General features: G+C 64.2%; 16 protein-coding genes. 14 read left to right on the forward strand and 2 right to left on the reverse strand.

Annotation, left to right across the window (positions count from 1 at the left end; genetic code table 11):
• The first annotated feature begins 89 nt into the window (after positions 1–89).
• Positions 90–647, forward strand: a complete 558-nt coding sequence (locus ACWHY3_RS04440; protein ID WP_087717778.1) for an NUDIX hydrolase — start codon at positions 90–92, stop codon at positions 645–647.
• A gap of 54 nt (positions 648–701) precedes the next feature.
• Here the strand turns inward: ACWHY3_RS04440 and ACWHY3_RS04445 are convergent, their stop codons facing one another.
• Positions 702–1,025, reverse strand: a complete 324-nt coding sequence (locus ACWHY3_RS04445; protein ID WP_448127654.1) for an NGG1p interacting factor NIF3 — start codon at positions 1,023–1,025, stop codon at positions 702–704.
• Between the two features lie 181 nt (positions 1,026–1,206).
• On the opposite strand from ACWHY3_RS04445, the gene ACWHY3_RS04450 reads away from it, so the two are divergent.
• From ACWHY3_RS04450 to ACWHY3_RS04510, 13 genes are all read left to right on the forward strand, one after another.
• On the forward strand, positions 1,207–1,512 hold the full coding sequence (locus tag ACWHY3_RS04450; RefSeq protein WP_306298776.1) for a septum formation initiator family protein: 306 nt from the start codon (positions 1,207–1,209) through the stop codon (positions 1,510–1,512).
• Positions 1,509–2,309, forward strand: coding sequence for a 2-C-methyl-D-erythritol 4-phosphate cytidylyltransferase (ispD, locus tag ACWHY3_RS04455; RefSeq protein WP_448127655.1), 801 nt, complete (start codon positions 1,509–1,511; stop codon positions 2,307–2,309). The genes ACWHY3_RS04450 and ispD overlap by 4 nt, the downstream gene beginning before the upstream one ends.
• Positions 2,306–2,791 carry a 2-C-methyl-D-erythritol 2,4-cyclodiphosphate synthase gene (gene ispF / locus ACWHY3_RS04460; RefSeq protein ID WP_448127656.1) on the forward strand — a complete coding sequence of 162 codons (486 nt, stop codon included), beginning with the start codon at positions 2,306–2,308 and terminating at the stop codon, positions 2,789–2,791. Before ispD ends, ispF begins: the two co-directional genes overlap by 4 nt.
• Positions 2,788–3,849 (forward strand): tRNA pseudouridine(13) synthase TruD, encoded by a 1,062-nt coding sequence (truD, locus tag ACWHY3_RS04465; RefSeq protein ID WP_448127657.1) that lies wholly within the window; start codon positions 2,788–2,790, stop codon positions 3,847–3,849. The genes ispF and truD overlap by 4 nt, the downstream gene beginning before the upstream one ends.
• 37 nt (positions 3,850–3,886) lie before the next feature.
• Complete coding sequence (surE, locus tag ACWHY3_RS04470) at positions 3,887–4,639, forward strand: 5'/3'-nucleotidase SurE (protein WP_087717782.1); 753 nt, start codon at positions 3,887–3,889, stop codon at positions 4,637–4,639.
• Between the two features lie 19 nt (positions 4,640–4,658).
• Positions 4,659–5,294 (forward strand): protein-L-isoaspartate(D-aspartate) O-methyltransferase, encoded by a 636-nt coding sequence (locus ACWHY3_RS04475; RefSeq protein WP_256961021.1) that lies wholly within the window; start codon positions 4,659–4,661, stop codon positions 5,292–5,294.
• Entirely contained in the window at positions 5,291–6,211 is a 921-nt protein-coding gene (locus tag ACWHY3_RS04480; protein ID WP_448127658.1) for a DUF368 domain-containing protein, read from the forward strand. Before ACWHY3_RS04475 ends, ACWHY3_RS04480 begins: the two co-directional genes overlap by 4 nt.
• A gap of 51 nt (positions 6,212–6,262) precedes the next feature.
• On the forward strand, positions 6,263–7,414 hold the full coding sequence (locus tag ACWHY3_RS04485; RefSeq protein ID WP_448127659.1) for a peptidoglycan DD-metalloendopeptidase family protein: 1,152 nt from the start codon (positions 6,263–6,265) through the stop codon (positions 7,412–7,414).
• Positions 7,415–7,665: 251 nt separating this feature from the next.
• On the forward strand, positions 7,666–8,640 hold the full coding sequence (gene rpoS, locus ACWHY3_RS04490; RefSeq protein WP_087717785.1) for an RNA polymerase sigma factor RpoS: 975 nt from the start codon (positions 7,666–7,668) through the stop codon (positions 8,638–8,640).
• A 313-nt stretch (positions 8,641–8,953) separates the two neighbouring features.
• Positions 8,954–10,429 (forward strand): TolC family outer membrane protein, encoded by a 1,476-nt coding sequence (locus tag ACWHY3_RS04495; RefSeq protein WP_071231583.1) that lies wholly within the window; start codon positions 8,954–8,956, stop codon positions 10,427–10,429.
• Between the two features lie 183 nt (positions 10,430–10,612).
• Positions 10,613–11,701 carry an alanine racemase gene (alr, locus tag ACWHY3_RS04500; protein ID WP_448127660.1) on the forward strand — a complete coding sequence of 363 codons (1,089 nt, stop codon included), beginning with the start codon at positions 10,613–10,615 and terminating at the stop codon, positions 11,699–11,701.
• Positions 11,702–11,772: 71 nt separating this feature from the next.
• Positions 11,773–12,687, forward strand: a complete 915-nt coding sequence (gene lpxL, locus ACWHY3_RS04505; RefSeq protein ID WP_332778686.1) for an LpxL/LpxP family Kdo(2)-lipid IV(A) lauroyl/palmitoleoyl acyltransferase — start codon at positions 11,773–11,775, stop codon at positions 12,685–12,687.
• A gap of 143 nt (positions 12,688–12,830) precedes the next feature.
• Positions 12,831–12,989 carry a DUF1328 domain-containing protein gene (locus ACWHY3_RS04510; protein WP_071231586.1) on the forward strand — a complete coding sequence of 53 codons (159 nt, stop codon included), beginning with the start codon at positions 12,831–12,833 and terminating at the stop codon, positions 12,987–12,989.
• A 132-nt stretch (positions 12,990–13,121) separates the two neighbouring features.
• Here the strand turns inward: ACWHY3_RS04510 and ettA are convergent, their stop codons facing one another.
• Positions 13,122–14,783, reverse strand: a complete 1,662-nt coding sequence (gene ettA, locus ACWHY3_RS04515) for an energy-dependent translational throttle protein EttA (protein ID WP_448127661.1) — start codon at positions 14,781–14,783, stop codon at positions 13,122–13,124.
• Positions 14,784–14,882 lie beyond the last annotated feature (99 nt).

The raw sequence follows: 14,882 nt of genomic DNA on the forward strand, positions 1-14,882 counted from the left end.
GACTGACCAACGTGCCGATCGACGGTGCCTGGCGGCTCCTGCGAACTCGAAACCCTCCGACACGCGAGGCGTTATAAACCCGAGACTCTATGAACTACTGTAGCCATTGCGGCCATACCGTGCGTTTCGCGATTCCCGACGGCGACGACCGCCCCCGGTTCCTGTGCGATGCCTGCCATACCATCCATTACCAGAATCCGCGCATCGTGGCCGGCACGCTGCCGGTAGCCGGGGAGCGCATCCTGCTGTGCCGTCGCGCCATCGCGCCGCGCAAGGGCTTCTGGACGCTGCCGGCGGGGTTCATGGAGAACGCGGAAACCGTGGAGCAGGCGGCGCTGCGGGAAACCCGCGAAGAGGCCCGTGCCGTCGTCGACGATCCGACACTGTATACCCTGATCAGCCTGCCGCACATCAATCAGGTGTACATGATCTTTCTCGGCAATCTCAACGGCGATTTCGCCGCCGGGCCGGAGAGTCTCGAGGTCGAACTGTTCGAGGAGACCCAGATCCCCTGGGACGAACTGGCCTTTCCCACCATCGAACGCACGCTGCGCCACTTCTTCGATGATCGGCGTCAGGGTACCTTCGAGCTGCATCTCAGCCAGATCGGCAAGGAGGAGAGGGAGCGCTACCTCGGCTCCGCCTGAGCGCGCCCTCGGGCCGCGAGATGGCGATCCTATCTCGGACCGATCTTGTCAAATTTAGGGCAGGGAATCCGGATCGCTCAGCGGCCACACGTCGTAGGCCGGCTCCTCGTAGGGATGCGCGTCGATCAGCGCCTTGATCGCAGCGCGTATCCGGCGGTCCTCGCAGACCAGTTCGACCCGATACTCCTCGACGCTTTCCAGCGCACCGACATCGCCTATATGAGGCTGGGCACCCGGAAGCGGCCGGAACTGGCCCACGCCACGCATCTGGAAACAGCACGCCTCGTAATCGCCGATGCGTCCGGCGCCGCTGGCGAACACCGCGTCCTTGACGCTCTCCAGGTGGGATTCGGGAACGAAGAAGGCCAGTTTGTACATGAGATCGTCGATTCCGGATTCGGTCGTGGCGGTGGGCCGCATGCGGCGATGATGGCATAATGAGCCGCGCTCCGACAGCGGCCTGCTGCGCCCTTTCCCGAGGGCCGTGGCCTGTCGGGAATGAACTGTCCGAAATGAATCGTGCCGACCGGAAGCCTTGGCGATGTGGAAATGGGTCATTGTGGTATTGGTTATCATGCTGGGGCTGATGCAGTACCGGCTGTGGTTCGGCGAGGGTGGCATCCGGGAATTCAACGACATCCAGGCCCGCGCCGATACCCTGGAAGGCGATACCGAAGTGCTCGGCGCGCGCAACGCCCGTCTCGCTGCCGAAGTCGTCGACCTCAAGAACGGGCTCGATGCCATCGAGGAGCGGGCGCGCAGCGATATCGGCATGGTTCGCGAGGACGAGCAGTTCTTCTGGGTGCCTGGTGTCGAGGATCCCGATGACGGACCCGCAGCGCGCACGGGGGTCGTCCAGCCATGACGCTTTGGTTGATCGTGCCCGCCGCCGGTCGCGGCCAGCGCATGCAGGCCGACCGTCCCAAGCAGTATCTGATGCTTCAGGGCAGAAGCGTCCTGGCACGCACGCTCGAACGCCTGCATCAGGCCTTTCCCGAAGCCGCGCTGCGGCTGTGTCTCGATCCCGACGACGAGTATTTCGACCCCGACGACGTTCCCTTCGAAGACTGGCAGCGTGTCGGCGGCGGCGACGAGCGCGCCGATACGGTGGGCCGTGCCCTCGCGACGCTGGTGGAACAGGCGGCGGACGACGATTGGGTGCTGGTGCATGACGCCGCCCGGCCCTGCGTGCGGCTCGAGGATCTGCAGGCCCTGCGGGAAGCGCTCGAGAACGAGGCGATCGGCGCGCTGCTGGCGACCCCGGCGGCCGACACCATGAAGCGTGCCGATGAGCGCGGACGAATCAGCCACACCGAACCGCGAGACGGCCTCTGGCACGCGCTGACACCGCAGGTGTTCCGCTTCGATCTGCTGCGCCAGGCGCTCGATGCGGCGCTGGCCACCGGCATGACGGTGACCGACGAAGCCTCGGCGATCGAAGCCATGGGGCTGGCGCCGCGACTGGTCGCCGGCAGCCGCGACAATCTCAAGATCACCCATCCCGAGGATCTGGCCATGGCGGCGCGCATACTCGCCGTGCAGTCGGAAACGGCGCCGGAAACGGCATTGAAAACCACGCCGGCATCGACGAACGCCGTCAGCGGGCAAGGCGCCGTCAGCGGACAAGGCGCCGTCAGCGGACAAGGAGGAAGGGAAGCATGAGTTTCAGGATCGGTCACGGGTTCGACGTGCATCGCTTTGGCGAGGGCGATCATCTGATGATCGGCGGTGTTCGCCTGCCGTTCGACCGCGGCTTCGTCGCCCACTCCGATGGCGACGTGCTGCTGCATGCGATCAGCGATGCCCTGCTGGGCGCCTGCGCGCTGGGCGACATCGGGCGGCACTTTCCGGATACCGATCCGGCCTGGAAGGGCGCCGACAGTCGCGCGCTGCTGCGCCACGTCGTCGCGCTGGTGCGCGAGGCCGGCTATCGGATCGGCAATCTCGATGCCACGCTGATGGCCCAGGCGCCGCGCATGGCCGAGTCGATCCCGCTCATGCGCGAGACGATCGCTGCCGACGTGGGCATCGAGCTGGGCGCGGTCAACGTCAAGGCGACGACCACCGAGCGGCTCGGGTTTACCGGGCGCGGTGAAGGCATCGCCGCGGAAGCGGTGGTACTGCTGGTCGCAGACGCTCGATGAGCGAACCCTCGATCTCCTCGGCCGACGCCTGGCCCCCGAACTGGTGCCACGTCGCGGGCGTGCCGGCTGCCATCGGCGAGTATCGACAGCGCCCTGAAGACTTCCAGGTCGAGGAGCAGTTCGATTTCGCCCCGGAGGGCCACGGCGAGCACTGGTGGCTGTGGCTGGAGAAGCGCGGGATGACCACGCCGGATCTGGCGCGTCTGCTCGCCCGCGCAGTCGATATCCCGGTACGGGACGTGGGCTTCAGCGGGCTCAAGGATCGCGACGCGGTGACGCGGCAGTGGTTCTCGCTGGCGCTGCCCGGTCGCGAGCCGCCGGCGGAGTGGGATGCGGGCCTGGCCGAACGGGGCGTCCGCTGTCTCGAGGCGGCGCGACACCCGCGCAAGCTGAAACGCGGCGTGCACCGCGCCAACCGCTTCCATCTGAGAATCCGGGGCGAAGCCATCGACGCGGCGGACACCCGCGCGCGCTGGGACCGTCTGGTGGCCGAGGGCGTGCCCAACTACTTCGGCCCGCAGCGCTTCGGCCCGGCGGGGCGCAACCTGCAGCGCGCCCGGCAACTGCTGGCTCGGGGCTGGCGCAAACGCCAGGATCCCCAGGGGTTACTGCTCTCCACCGCTCGCAGCTATCTTTTCAACCAGGTGCTGTCGGCGCGCGTTGCCGATGGCACCTGGTGTGTCCCGCAGCCCGGTGACGTGCTGAATCTGAACGGCACCGCGAGCCGCTTCGCCAGCGCGCAGGTCGACGACGATCTGCTGGCCCGCGCCGAGGCCGGCGATCTGCACCCCACCGGGCCGCTGTGGGGCGTCGGCCGGCTGGAGAGCGAGGGCGAGGTGGCCGAGCGGGAAACGTCCATCGCCACCGGCCATGCCGAGCTGAGCGACGGTCTGGTCCAGGCCGGGGCGCGTCACGACCGGCGGCCGCTGCGGCTGCGGCTCGGGGAGGCCAGCTGGGAAAGGGAAGAAGAGGCGGTCCGGCTCTCCTTCACCTTACCGCGAGGCGCCTTTGCCACCTCGGTGCTTCGCGAACTGTTTCGGCACCCGACGCTGATCTGACGTCGCCGGTATCGACCATCGTCCAGGAGGAAAGAAGATGCGCAGACTGTTGTTGTCCAATGATGACGGCGTTCATGCTCCGGGATTGAAAGCCCTGGCCAGCGCGCTGGAAAGCCACGCCCGGCTGAGAGTCGTGGCGCCGGATCGGGACATGAGCGGTGCCAGCAACTCGCTGACGCTGACTCGCCCGCTGGCGTTGTCCGCGCTGGACAACGGGTTCTACAGCGTCGACGGCACACCGGCGGACTGCGTCTATCTCGGCGTCAACGGCGTCTGGGAGGAAAGACCCGACCTGGTGATCTCCGGGATCAACCATGGCGCCAACCTGGGTGACGACGTGCTGTACTCGGGCACCGTCGCCGCGGCCATGGAAGGGCGTAACCTGGGCATGGCGGCGCTGGCCATTTCGCTCTGCGGGCAGCGCCATTTCGAGACCGCCGGACGGGTGGCCGCCAGTCTGGTCGGCGCTGCGGAAAACCTGTCGCTGCCGCCGCGCAGCCTGCTCAACGTTAACGTGCCGGACCTGCCGTGGAGCGAGATTCGCGGATTCCGGGTGACCCGGCTGGGGTATCGCGGTCCGGCATCGCGGCCGATCCACATGAAGGATCCGCGCGGGCGCGACCGTTACTGGATCGCGGCGGTTTCGGAAAACGCCGACGACGCACCCGATACCGATTTTGCGGCGATCGAGGCGGGCTTCGTCTCGATCACGCCGCTGCAAACCGATCTGACCCGTCATGAAACGCTGAACGACGTACAGGGCTGGCTGGATGGTCTGTCACACGCCTGAAGAATTGAGCGGTGTCGGCATGACGTCGCAACGAACCCGCAATCGCATGGTCGAACGTCTATCGGCCGGCGGGATTCGTCATGCGCAGGTGCTGGAGGTGATGGCGACGGAGCCGCGTCACCTGTTCCTCGATGAAGCCCTGGCCCATCGCGCTTACGAAGATACCTCGCTTCCCCTGGGGTTGGGGCAGACGCTGTCCCAACCCTGGATCGTGGCCCGGATGAGCGAGCTGGTCGCGCTGGCCGAGCCGCAACGGGTGCTGGAGATCGGCACCGGCTCCGGCTACCAGACGCTGATCCTGTCGCGCCTGGTCAAGAGCGTCTGGAGCGTGGAGCGTATTGCGGCGCTGCAGTCCCGCGCCCAGCAGCGCCTGGCGCGGCTGGGTGCGCATAACGTCCATCTGCGCCACGCCGATGGCGCCATGGGCTGGCCGCAGGCGGCGCCGTTCGATGTCGTGCTGCTGACGGCGTGCGCCAGCGAGCTTCCCCAGCCACTGCTGTCCCAGCTGCGGGATGGTGGTGTGCTGATCGCGCCACTGGCGGACAGCGAAGGGCGTCAGTGGCTGACCCGGGTGCGTCGACGTGGACAGGCATTCGATCATCAGCGTCTTGAAGAGGTGCGTTTCGTACCGTTGCTTGAGGGAGTCATTCGTTGAAGCGCATCGCGACAACCGTATTGAAAGGCATGGGCATGGGCGCGGCGGATGCCGTGCCGGGCGTCTCGGGTGGCACCATCGCCCTGATCGTGGGGATCTACGAGGAACTGATCGAGACCATCAAGCGCTTCGGTCCGGGGGCGTTCGGCGTCTTGCGCCGACAGGGGCTTGCCGGACTGGTCACCTACCTCAATCTACGCTTTCTGGTGCCGCTGGTACTGGGGATCGGCATCAGCCTGGTGACGATCGCGCATCTGGTGACCTGGCTGATGTCGCACCATCAACTGCTGCTGAATGCGTTCTTCTTCGGCCTGGTGCTGGCCTCGGCGTGGGCGGTCATGCGGCAGGTCGGCCATTGGCGCTGGCGCTACCTGCTTCCGGTATTGGCAGGGCTTTCGGTCGCGGCGCTCTTGCCCAGCCTGCTGCCGGACATGAGCCGGGCTGGCGATGCCACCCTGTTCGTGGCCGGTGCGATCGCCATCAGCGCGATGCTGTTGCCGGGGGTGTCGGGCAGTTTTCTGCTGTTGGTGATGGGGCTTTACGGCACCGTGATGAGCGGCATCAAGAATTTCGATGTCGGGCTGATCGCCGTCTTCGGCGCCGGCTGCCTGCTGGGGCTGTTCACCTTTTCCCGCCTGCTGTCCTGGCTGCTGCGTCACTACCATGCGATCACGCTGATGGCGATCGTCGGTTTCATTCTGGGGTCGCTGCCGCAACTCTGGCCCTGGCGCCAGCTGGCGAGTTACCGCATGGGTGCCGACGGTCAGCAAGTGGCGCTGGCTTATCATTACTTGTTGCCCTCGGACTACGCTGCGGTGACGGGGCAACCGTCCCAGTGGCTGCTGGCGGCCGTGTTGATCATCATCGGCATCGTGGTGGTAATGTGCCTGGGAGAGCGCAGGAAAACATCGTCATGACGCGATGCGTCGGTTTCCACCCGCTTTCCGTCACGAAAAAGGAATTTTCTTATGAGCAAGCGTCGAACTGCATTGTTACTGGGGCTCCTCCCCGTTGTCGCTGTCGGGCTGAATGCCTGCACGTCCTCGAGCGGCCGGCCGCAGGTGCAGGATCTCTCCGTCAGCCGTAACAGCGAAGCGAGCTCGACCTACACGGTCAAGAGCGGCGACACGATCTACGGCATCGCTTGGCAGAATCGGGTCGATTTTCGCGATCTGGCCCAGCTCAACGGCATTTCGCCTCCCTACCGCCTGGAGCCCGGACAGCAGCTCCGGCTGAAGCCTGGCGCCAGTGTCAGCGGCGGGCAGGCTGTGGCGAGCAGCGGCGTGACCGCAACGGGGCTCGGTTCAGGTAGCGGCGCTGGCTCGTCTCAGTCCGCGACGGGGGAGGTCGACAACCCATCCTGGTTGCTGCCCGCGGAAGGGCGTAACGCCACGGCTGGCGCCGGGAATGCCAATGCTCAGAGTTCGCCGCAGCAGGGCGGGCAAGCCGCTGGCAGCAACGCTTCGCCTTCCGCGCCGGGCCCCGTCACGGCCCAGGGCGGCACCCGGGGTGACGCCGGGAAGGGATCGCAGCAGGGCGCCTCGGTGGCCAGTACCGATACGCGCTCCGGGCAGCCCGGCAATGCCGGTTCCACTGCGAAACCCGCTGACACGGGATCGTCATCCTCTTCTGCTTCCATGAGTTCAGGCGGTACGCAGGCGGCTTCCGGAAACGATGCGGGTACGGAAGTGGCTGGCGAGCCCAGCGGGGCGCCGGACCGTTCGGATCGGACCTACAAACCGGTCGAGAACGTGCCATGGCAGTGGCCCGCCAGCGGCCAGGTGGTTGGCAAGTTCGATGATGATTCGAACATAACCCCCGGCATTGATATTGCCGGTCAAAAGGGGCAACCTGTCAAAGCAGCCGGACCAGGGATTGTGGTGTATGCTGGCGATGGCGTGCGGGGATATGGCAACCTCATCATCCTCAAGCACAATGATCGCTTCTTGAGCGCTTACGCACACAACGACTCGTTGAAAGTGAAGGAAAACGACGTCGTTGAGGCCGGAGAGACGATAGCTACCATGGGGCAGACGGATGCTGACCAGGTCGAGCTACATTTCGAGGTTCGCGTGAACGGACAACCTCAAGACCCACTGCAATACCTGCCTGCGCGCTGATCTTCGGATCGGCGCCCAAGACCGCTGTGACAGGGCTTTCTGGATCCAGCGTCAGTGACCGCATTCGTACATCCGCATTCAACGTAGCCCTCCCGGAAGGCGGCATCGAGGACGGTGTTCGAAAAGATGATTGGCGAGGCGCGGATCCAACGGCCCCTAGGGAAGTTCGAAACGGCAAGGAATATGCGATCGCCATGGAGCGGGATTGCCATGGCGAGGTACTCAGGTAGCCAAGATTGGGGGTAGTGGACATGAGCATGCTTGAACGGGAAATTCAGGATGTCGAGCTCGACGGTGTCGATACCGCAGAAGTCGATAGCGACGACACGGGTCGCAAGGATGATGAAAGCGCTTTCGAGAAAGCGTTGAGCCGTGAAGAAAACTCCTACCACCACAGTCTCGATGCGACACAGATCTATCTCAACGAAATCGGTTTTTCACCGCTACTGACGCCCGAAGAAGAAGTGCATTACGGCCGCCTTGCGCAGAAGGGCGATCCGGCGGGGCGTCAGCGCATGATCGAGTCCAACCTGCGCCTGGTGGTCAAGATCGCCCGACGTTATCTCAACCGCGGACTGTCGCTGCTCGATCTGATCGAGGAAGGCAACCTGGGCCTGATTCGTGCGGTCGAGAAGTTCGATCCGGAGCGCGGTTTCCGTTTCTCGACCTACGCCACCTGGTGGATTCGCCAGACCATCGAACGGGCATTGATGAACCAGACGCGAACGATTCGCCTGCCGATTCACGTTGTCAAGGAACTCAACATCTACCTGCGCGCGGCTCGCGAGCTGACCCAGAAGCTCGACCACGAGGCCACCGCGGAAGAGATCGCCGAGTTCCTCGACAAGCCGGTGAGCACCGTCAAACGCATGCTGGGACTCAACGAACGCGTCTCCTCGGTCGACTATCCGATGGGTGCCGAGAGCGACAAGCCCCTGATCGACACGCTGGCGGACGAGAACGAGGTCGGCCCGGAATCCAACCTGGTCGACGACGACGTCAAGCAGCACGTCGACGAATGGCTGGTCGAGCTGAGCGACAAGCAGCGCGAAGTCGTTCTGCGCCGCTTTGGCCTGCGCGGGCATGAGGCCGCCACGCTCGAGGAGGTCGGCGAAGAGATCGGCCTGACGCGCGAGCGCGTGCGCCAGATCCAGGTCGAGGCGCTCAAGAAGCTGCGCCGGATGCTGGAAAAGCAGGGCCTGTCGATGGATTCGATCTTCGAATAGGCCGGTTCCGGGAACATGACGAATGCGCAAATGCCGGTGAAGACCGGCCATGCTATTGATCCGGTGGCATACATGCGGCATTGTATGTAAACCTCAAGCCGAGGCGTCAGCTACATTGCTGGCGCCTCGGTCGTTTGTTGTGTGGTCCCGGATGACGTCGACGGTCGTTGGCGTCTCGAGTCCGCCAGAAAAACAGCCATGATTGGGTTTCTGGGCGATGCCGACGACATCCGTGGCTTGTGGGGCATGCTTGCATGGACTCGCACAGCCGGATTCGTATCGTCACCAGTGCTCAACGATAGGATATTTCTCGATGTCGCCTCTCATCTCGTTGCCGTCGCGCTCTCCCCTGCGACATGCCATTTCGCTGCTGGTCGTGGCAGCGTTCGCCCCCTCGGTTCACGCGGCAGATCTCTTGACCATCACTCAGGACGCGCTAGAGCATTCGGCAACGTTGAATTCATCGCGTTCGACATTCAAGAGCACCGAAGCGGGTCAGGATGTGGAACGCGGCGATCTGCTGCCGCAGGCCAGCGCCACCGGGAGTCTGTATCGCTATGACTCGCTGGAGAGTCAAAGCTACGCTGGTTCGAGCGGTAGCCAGGCCGCCGCCGGTACCGGCTCATCATCCAGCGGCGAGGATTACAACGGCAGCAGCATCGGTGTCAGCGTTACCCAGGCGCTGTTCGATGCCACCAACTGGTACGAGTACCAGCAGAGCAAGAAGCAGGTCGGCCAGCAGGCGCTGCAGCTGGAAATCGACCAGCAGCAGCTGCTCTACGATGTCTCCGAGGCCTATTTCGAGATTCTGCGCGCCAAGGAAGTGCTGGAAGCACGCCAGGCCCAGGAAAAGGCGATCGGGCGGCAGCTCGAGCAGTCCAGAGAGCAGTTCAACGTCGGCCTGGTGGCGATCACCGATGTCAACGAGGCCAAGGCTGCCTTCGACTCGGCACGTGCGCAGCGTATCGCTGCCAAGAGCGACCTGCAGGTGAGTTTCGAGACGCTCGAGCGCCTGACGGGGCAGCAGTACGACAGCATCGAAGGGCTCGATGACGAGCTGCCGATCCAGCCTCCCGTACCAGCCAGTCGCGACGACTGGGTCGAGCTGGCGCTGTCCAGCAGCCCGTCCATTCAATACGCCCAGGCTGCGGTCGAGCTGGCGAAATCCGGCGTCGATATCGCCGAGGCCGGCCACCTGCCGACGCTGGACGCGTTCGCGGATTACTCCTACTCGAACAACGACCGCGACGAGCTTCGCGGCCATAACGAAGACCTGCAGATCGGCGTGCAGGCCAACCTGCCCATCTACACCGGTGGTTCGACCAGCGCCGCGGTACGCGAGAACACCTACACGCTGGAAGCGACCCAGTACGACTTCGAGGACCAGCGTCGCTACACCATGCAGCAGGTGCGTTCCCTGTTTGCCCAGGTCAGCAACGACGTGGAATCGGTCGAGGCGCAGCGTGAAGCCATCGTCTCCAGTCGCAGTGCCCTGGAAGCGACACGAGCCGGATACGAGGTGGGGACGCGAAACATCGTCGACGTGCTGGATGCCGAGCAGTCGCTCTACGAATCCATCTCCAACTACGCCGACGCCCGTTACACCTACGTCACCGACCTGCTGCAGCTGCGCCAGCAGACCGGCGTGCTGAATCTCGACGTGATCCGTGCGACCAACCGCTGGCTGCGCGACAGCAATCCCGTGTCGCTGACGGAGGTCGACGATGCCGGCGTCTCGTCTTCCGTCGAGGATATCGGTGCGCGGCCCACGCCGCCGCCGGCGTCCTGATACGATTCTGATAGCGTCCGCAGGAAGTCGACTCGACGCCGCTGCCCCAGCAGCGGCGTCGTCGTTTCCGGAGGCAGCCTTTATCGTCTCCCGATGCCGCGAAGGCTGTCAGGCAGGGTAAAATGACCACGATCGACCGGTGGCAGCCGCCGGTTTTCCTCTGCCCGTTTCGAAGGAAGTTTCATGGCCCGGCCTCTCATTGCCGATATCGATCTCGACGCGCTGCGCCACAACTACGCCATTGCCAGCGAATTGGCACCCGGAAGCCGTTCCATGGCGGTGATCAAGGCCAATGCCTATGGTCACGGTGCCGTGGCGTGCGCCCAGGCGCTCGAGAGCGCGGCGCCAGCGTTTGCGGTCGCCTCGCTGGAAGAAGCCGAGAGCCTGCTTGAAGCGGGCATCCAGCGGCCGATACTGCTGCTGGAAGGCATCTTCGAGACCGAGGAACTGGCCCGCGTTGAGGCCTTGCAGCTGTGGCAGGTCGTACACAGCGACTGGCAACTGGACGCCGTCCTGAACCATCCCGCCGCGCAACCGCTGACGGTCTGGCTCAAGCTGGATTCCGGCATGCATCGGCTGGGTTACGATCCCGAGTCGTTCGCCGACCGCTGGGCACGATTGAAGGCGGCTTCTCACCGAGTTCGGGATATCCACCTGATCAGCCACTTCGCCAGTGCCGATCAGGCCGATACGTCACAGTTCGAGCGCCAGCAGCGAACGATCGAGTCCGTCCGCCGGCGTCTCGACGCGCCGGTCTGTGTTGCCAACTCGCCGGCCACGCTGACCAGGCCCCAGACTCACGGGCAATGGAATCGCCCCGGTGTCATGCTCTACGGCAGCAATCCGCTGGAAGGCGAACTGCCACCGGACGTCTCGCTGAAGCCAGTGATGACGCTGCGCTCGCGTCTGATCGCCGTGCAGTCATTGCCCGACGGGGAGCCGGTCGGCTATGGCGCGCGCTGGCACACCTCGCGCCCTTCCCGAATCGGCGTGGTCGCTGCCGGCTATGGCGACGGCTACGATCGCCACGCTGCCGACGGCACGCCGATACTGGTCGATGGTCACCGCTGCCCGCTGGTGGGGCGCGTCTCGATGGACATGTTGACGGTGGATATCAGCCACCTGCCCGATGCCGGCGTCGGCAGCGAGGTGGTGCTGTGGGGCGGAGGGTTGAGCGTCGACGAGGTCGCGGCTCACTGCAATACCATCGGCTACACGTTGCTGACCGGGCTGCTGCCGAGGGTGCCGCGACGTTACCACGAAGGCGCGTAGAGGTCGTTTGCTGCAGTTCGCTACACTATTCGGCATTCATAGACCGGCACGCATAGAGAATCGGAAGGAACATGGCCAAGAAAACCTATCCCCCCAATCGCGCTCACCCCCGTTACTGGGGAGCATGGCTCGGCATCGGCCTGATGCGAGCGGGGGCGATGCTGCCCTGGCGTCTCAAGCTGGCACTGGGGCGAGGCATCGGATTGTTGACCTGGAAGCTGGCCAAACGACGCCGCCATATCACCGACACCAACCTGGCGCTGTGCTTTCCCGAGCTGGACGACCGGCAGCGCGCGGCGCTGGTCAGGAAGACCTTCATCGCCAACGGGATCGGCATTCTCGAAACCGCTACCGGCTGGTGCCGCGATCCCGAGCATCTGCGTCACCGCGTGACCTTCAAGGGAACCGAGCACATGGAACGGGCCATGGCGCAGGGAAAGGGCGCGTTGATCATCGGCATCCATTTCTCGACGCTGGATCTCGGCGGCGCGCTGCACTCGCTGTTCTTCCCCGCCGATGTGGTCTACCGGCCGCACGACAACCCGGTGTTCGAGGACTTCATGACCCGCGCCCGGCGTGGCATCTTCGGCGCGGCCATCGACCGTCACGACCTGCGCGGTGTCGTCCGCCGGATCAAGTCGGGCCATGCCGTGTGGTACTCGCCGGATCAGGATTTCGGTCGCGAGGTGAGCGTCTTCGCGCCGTTCTTCGGCATCTCCGCCGCGTCGATCAAGCTGACGGCCAAAATCGCCAGAATGACAGGCGCCCCCGTCATGCCGCTGATGTTTCACCGCAACCCCGACGACCGGACCTACACGCTCGAATACCTGCCGCCGCTGGAGAACTTCCCGAGTGGTGATGATGTGGCCGACGCCGCGCAGGTGAATGCGTTCATCGAGCAGGCGATCCGCCGCCATCCGGAGCAGTACCTGTGGCTTCACCGGCGTTTCAAGACCCGCCCGCCGGGCGAGGCGTCGTTTTACTGAACGGGCACGCGAGCGCGGAACTTGACGAAAATGCAATAAACGACAAGGCTTAGTTTGCCCTCACGGAACGAGAGGGTGGCTTGGCAGGCGGCTGATATCACCGTCGCCAGCAAGTCCAATGGGTCAGCACAGGAAGAGTTGCCATGCTTAGCTATGCCGTGATTTTTCTCATCGTCGCTATCATTGCCGGGGTTTTGGGTTTCGGCGGTATCGCCGGTGCCGCAGCGACGATCGCCAAGGTCTTGTTCGTGATCTTTCTGATCCTGTTCGTCGTCTCGCTGATTCGCGGACGAGGTCGCTGAAGACTGGCAGGACCGCAGTCGCCAATCAACATGGACTTCAACAGGCATAGCCTCCAACAGACATAGTCTCCAACAAATACCCCGCCTTGATGGCGGGGTATTTGGTATTGCCGGATGAAGACGGGCAGCGAATCAGGCGTCGATACGCTTGTACTTCATTCGCTTCGGCGTGTCGGTGCCGACCCGCTTGTGGTAATCCGCTTCGTACTCGGTGTAGTTCCCTTCGAAGAAGACGACGTTGGAATCGCCTTCGTACGCCAGGATATGCGTGGCGATACGGTCCAGGAACCAGCGGTCGTGCGAGATGACCAGCGCGCAGCCGGGGAAGGCCAGCAAGGCCTCTTCCAGCGCTCGCAGCGTCTCGATGTCGAGATCGTTGGACGGCTCGTCGAGCAGCAGCACGTTGGCGGCCTGCTTCAATGTCTGGGCCAGTTGCAGGCGTCCGCGCTCCCCGCCCGAAAGTTCGCTCAGGCGCTTCTGCTGGTCGGTTCCCTTGAAGTTGAACCGACCGACGTAGGCGCGTGAAGAGACCTCGTAGCCATTGATGTTGAGGATGTCCTGGCCGCCGGAGACGGCTTCCCACACGGTCTGGGAATTGTCGAAATGGTCGCGCAGCTGTTCGACGTAGGCCACGTCCACCGTATCGCCCAGCACCACCTCGCCGCTGTCCGGCTGCTCGTTGCCGGCGATCAGCTTGAACAGGGTCGACTTGCCGGCCCCGTTGCCGCCGACGATCCCGACGATCGCACCGGTCGGTATCTGGAAGGAGAGGTTGTCGAACAGCATCTTCTCGTCGAAGCGCTTGCTGACATCGTGGAACTCGATGACCTTGTCACCCAGCCGCGGCCCGGGCGGAATGTAGATCTCGTTGGTCTCGTTGCGCTTCTGGTAGTCGCCGGACTGCAACTCCTCGAAGCGGTTGAGACGCGCCTTGCTCTTGGCCTGTCGGCCCTTGGCATTCTGGCGAACCCACTCCAGCTCCTGCTTGATCGCGCGCTGGCGTCCCGCTTCCTGCTTGGCTTCCTGGGCGAGACGCTGCTCCTTGGACTCGAGCCACTGGGAGTAGTTGCCCTCGAACGGAATACCGTGGCCGCGGTCGAGTTCCAGGATCCAGCCGGCGACATTGTCGAGGAAGTAGCGGTCGTGGGTAATGGCGACGACGGTGCCCGGATAGTCGTGCAGGAAGCGCTCGAGCCAGGCCACGGATTCGGCATCCAGGTGGTTGGTCGGCTCGTCAAGCAGCAGCATGTCCGGGCTGGAGAGCAGCAGGCGGCAGAGCGCCACGCGGCGACGCTCGCCCCCGGAAAGATGCCCGACGCTGGCCTCCCACGGCGGCAGGCGCAGCGCTTCGGCGGCGACTTCCAGCTTACGCTCGATGTTATGCGCGTCAGCCGCTTCGATGATGTTCTCCAGACGCGCCTGTTGCGCGGCCAGCGCATCGAAATCGGCATCCGGCTCGGCATAGGCGGCGTAGACGGCTTCCAGTTCTACCTGGGCCTGCTTGACCTCGCCGAGGGCTTCCTCGACCGTCTCGCGGACGTTCTTGCTGTCGTCGAGCTCGGGCTCCTGCGGCAGGTAGCCGATATTGATACCCGGCATCGGCCGGGCTTCGCCGTTATATTCGGTATCGACGCCGGCCATGATGCGCAGCAGCGTCGATTTTCCCGAGCCGTTGAGACCGAGCACGCCGATCTTGGCGCCGGGGAAGAAGGAGAGCGAGATGTCTTTCAGGATCTCGCGCTTCGGGGGGACGATCTTGCCCACCCGGTTCATGGTGTAAACGTATTGCGCCATGGAAATCCGATAGTAAGTCGCAGTGGATAGATAAAAATCGCAGTGGATAATAACAGGCAGTCATCGCTGCAGCGCCCGTCAACGGGGCACAGCGCGTAA

It is taken from the genome of Salinicola sp. NYA28a (assembly GCF_976982775.1).

What these genes read in the sequence shown, in the direction of transcription:
- rpoS (WP_087717785.1), top strand. Translation starts at nt 7,666, where the DNA reads ATGAGCATGCTTGAACGGGAAATTCAGGATGTCGAGCTCGACGGTGTC.
- ACWHY3_RS04510 (WP_071231586.1), top strand. Translation starts at nt 12,831, where the DNA reads ATGCTTAGCTATGCCGTGATTTTTCTCATCGTCGCTATCATTGCCGGG.
- ACWHY3_RS04445 (WP_448127654.1), bottom strand. Translation starts at nt 1,025, where the DNA reads ATGTACAAACTGGCCTTCTTCGTTCCCGAATCCCACCTGGAGAGCGTC.
- alr (WP_448127660.1), top strand. Translation starts at nt 10,613, where the DNA reads ATGGCCCGGCCTCTCATTGCCGATATCGATCTCGACGCGCTGCGCCAC.
- ispF (WP_448127656.1), top strand. Translation starts at nt 2,306, where the DNA reads ATGAGTTTCAGGATCGGTCACGGGTTCGACGTGCATCGCTTTGGCGAG.
- ispD (WP_448127655.1), top strand. Translation starts at nt 1,509, where the DNA reads ATGACGCTTTGGTTGATCGTGCCCGCCGCCGGTCGCGGCCAGCGCATG.
- ACWHY3_RS04475 (WP_256961021.1), top strand. Translation starts at nt 4,659, where the DNA reads ATGACGTCGCAACGAACCCGCAATCGCATGGTCGAACGTCTATCGGCC.
- ACWHY3_RS04495 (WP_071231583.1), top strand. Translation starts at nt 8,954, where the DNA reads ATGTCGCCTCTCATCTCGTTGCCGTCGCGCTCTCCCCTGCGACATGCC.
- truD (WP_448127657.1), top strand. Translation starts at nt 2,788, where the DNA reads ATGAGCGAACCCTCGATCTCCTCGGCCGACGCCTGGCCCCCGAACTGG.
- surE (WP_087717782.1), top strand. Translation starts at nt 3,887, where the DNA reads ATGCGCAGACTGTTGTTGTCCAATGATGACGGCGTTCATGCTCCGGGA.
- lpxL (WP_332778686.1), top strand. Translation starts at nt 11,773, where the DNA reads ATGGCCAAGAAAACCTATCCCCCCAATCGCGCTCACCCCCGTTACTGG.
- ettA (WP_448127661.1), bottom strand. Translation starts at nt 14,783, where the DNA reads ATGGCGCAATACGTTTACACCATGAACCGGGTGGGCAAGATCGTCCCC.
- ACWHY3_RS04485 (WP_448127659.1), top strand. Translation starts at nt 6,263, where the DNA reads ATGAGCAAGCGTCGAACTGCATTGTTACTGGGGCTCCTCCCCGTTGTC.
- ACWHY3_RS04440 (WP_087717778.1), top strand. Translation starts at nt 90, where the DNA reads ATGAACTACTGTAGCCATTGCGGCCATACCGTGCGTTTCGCGATTCCC.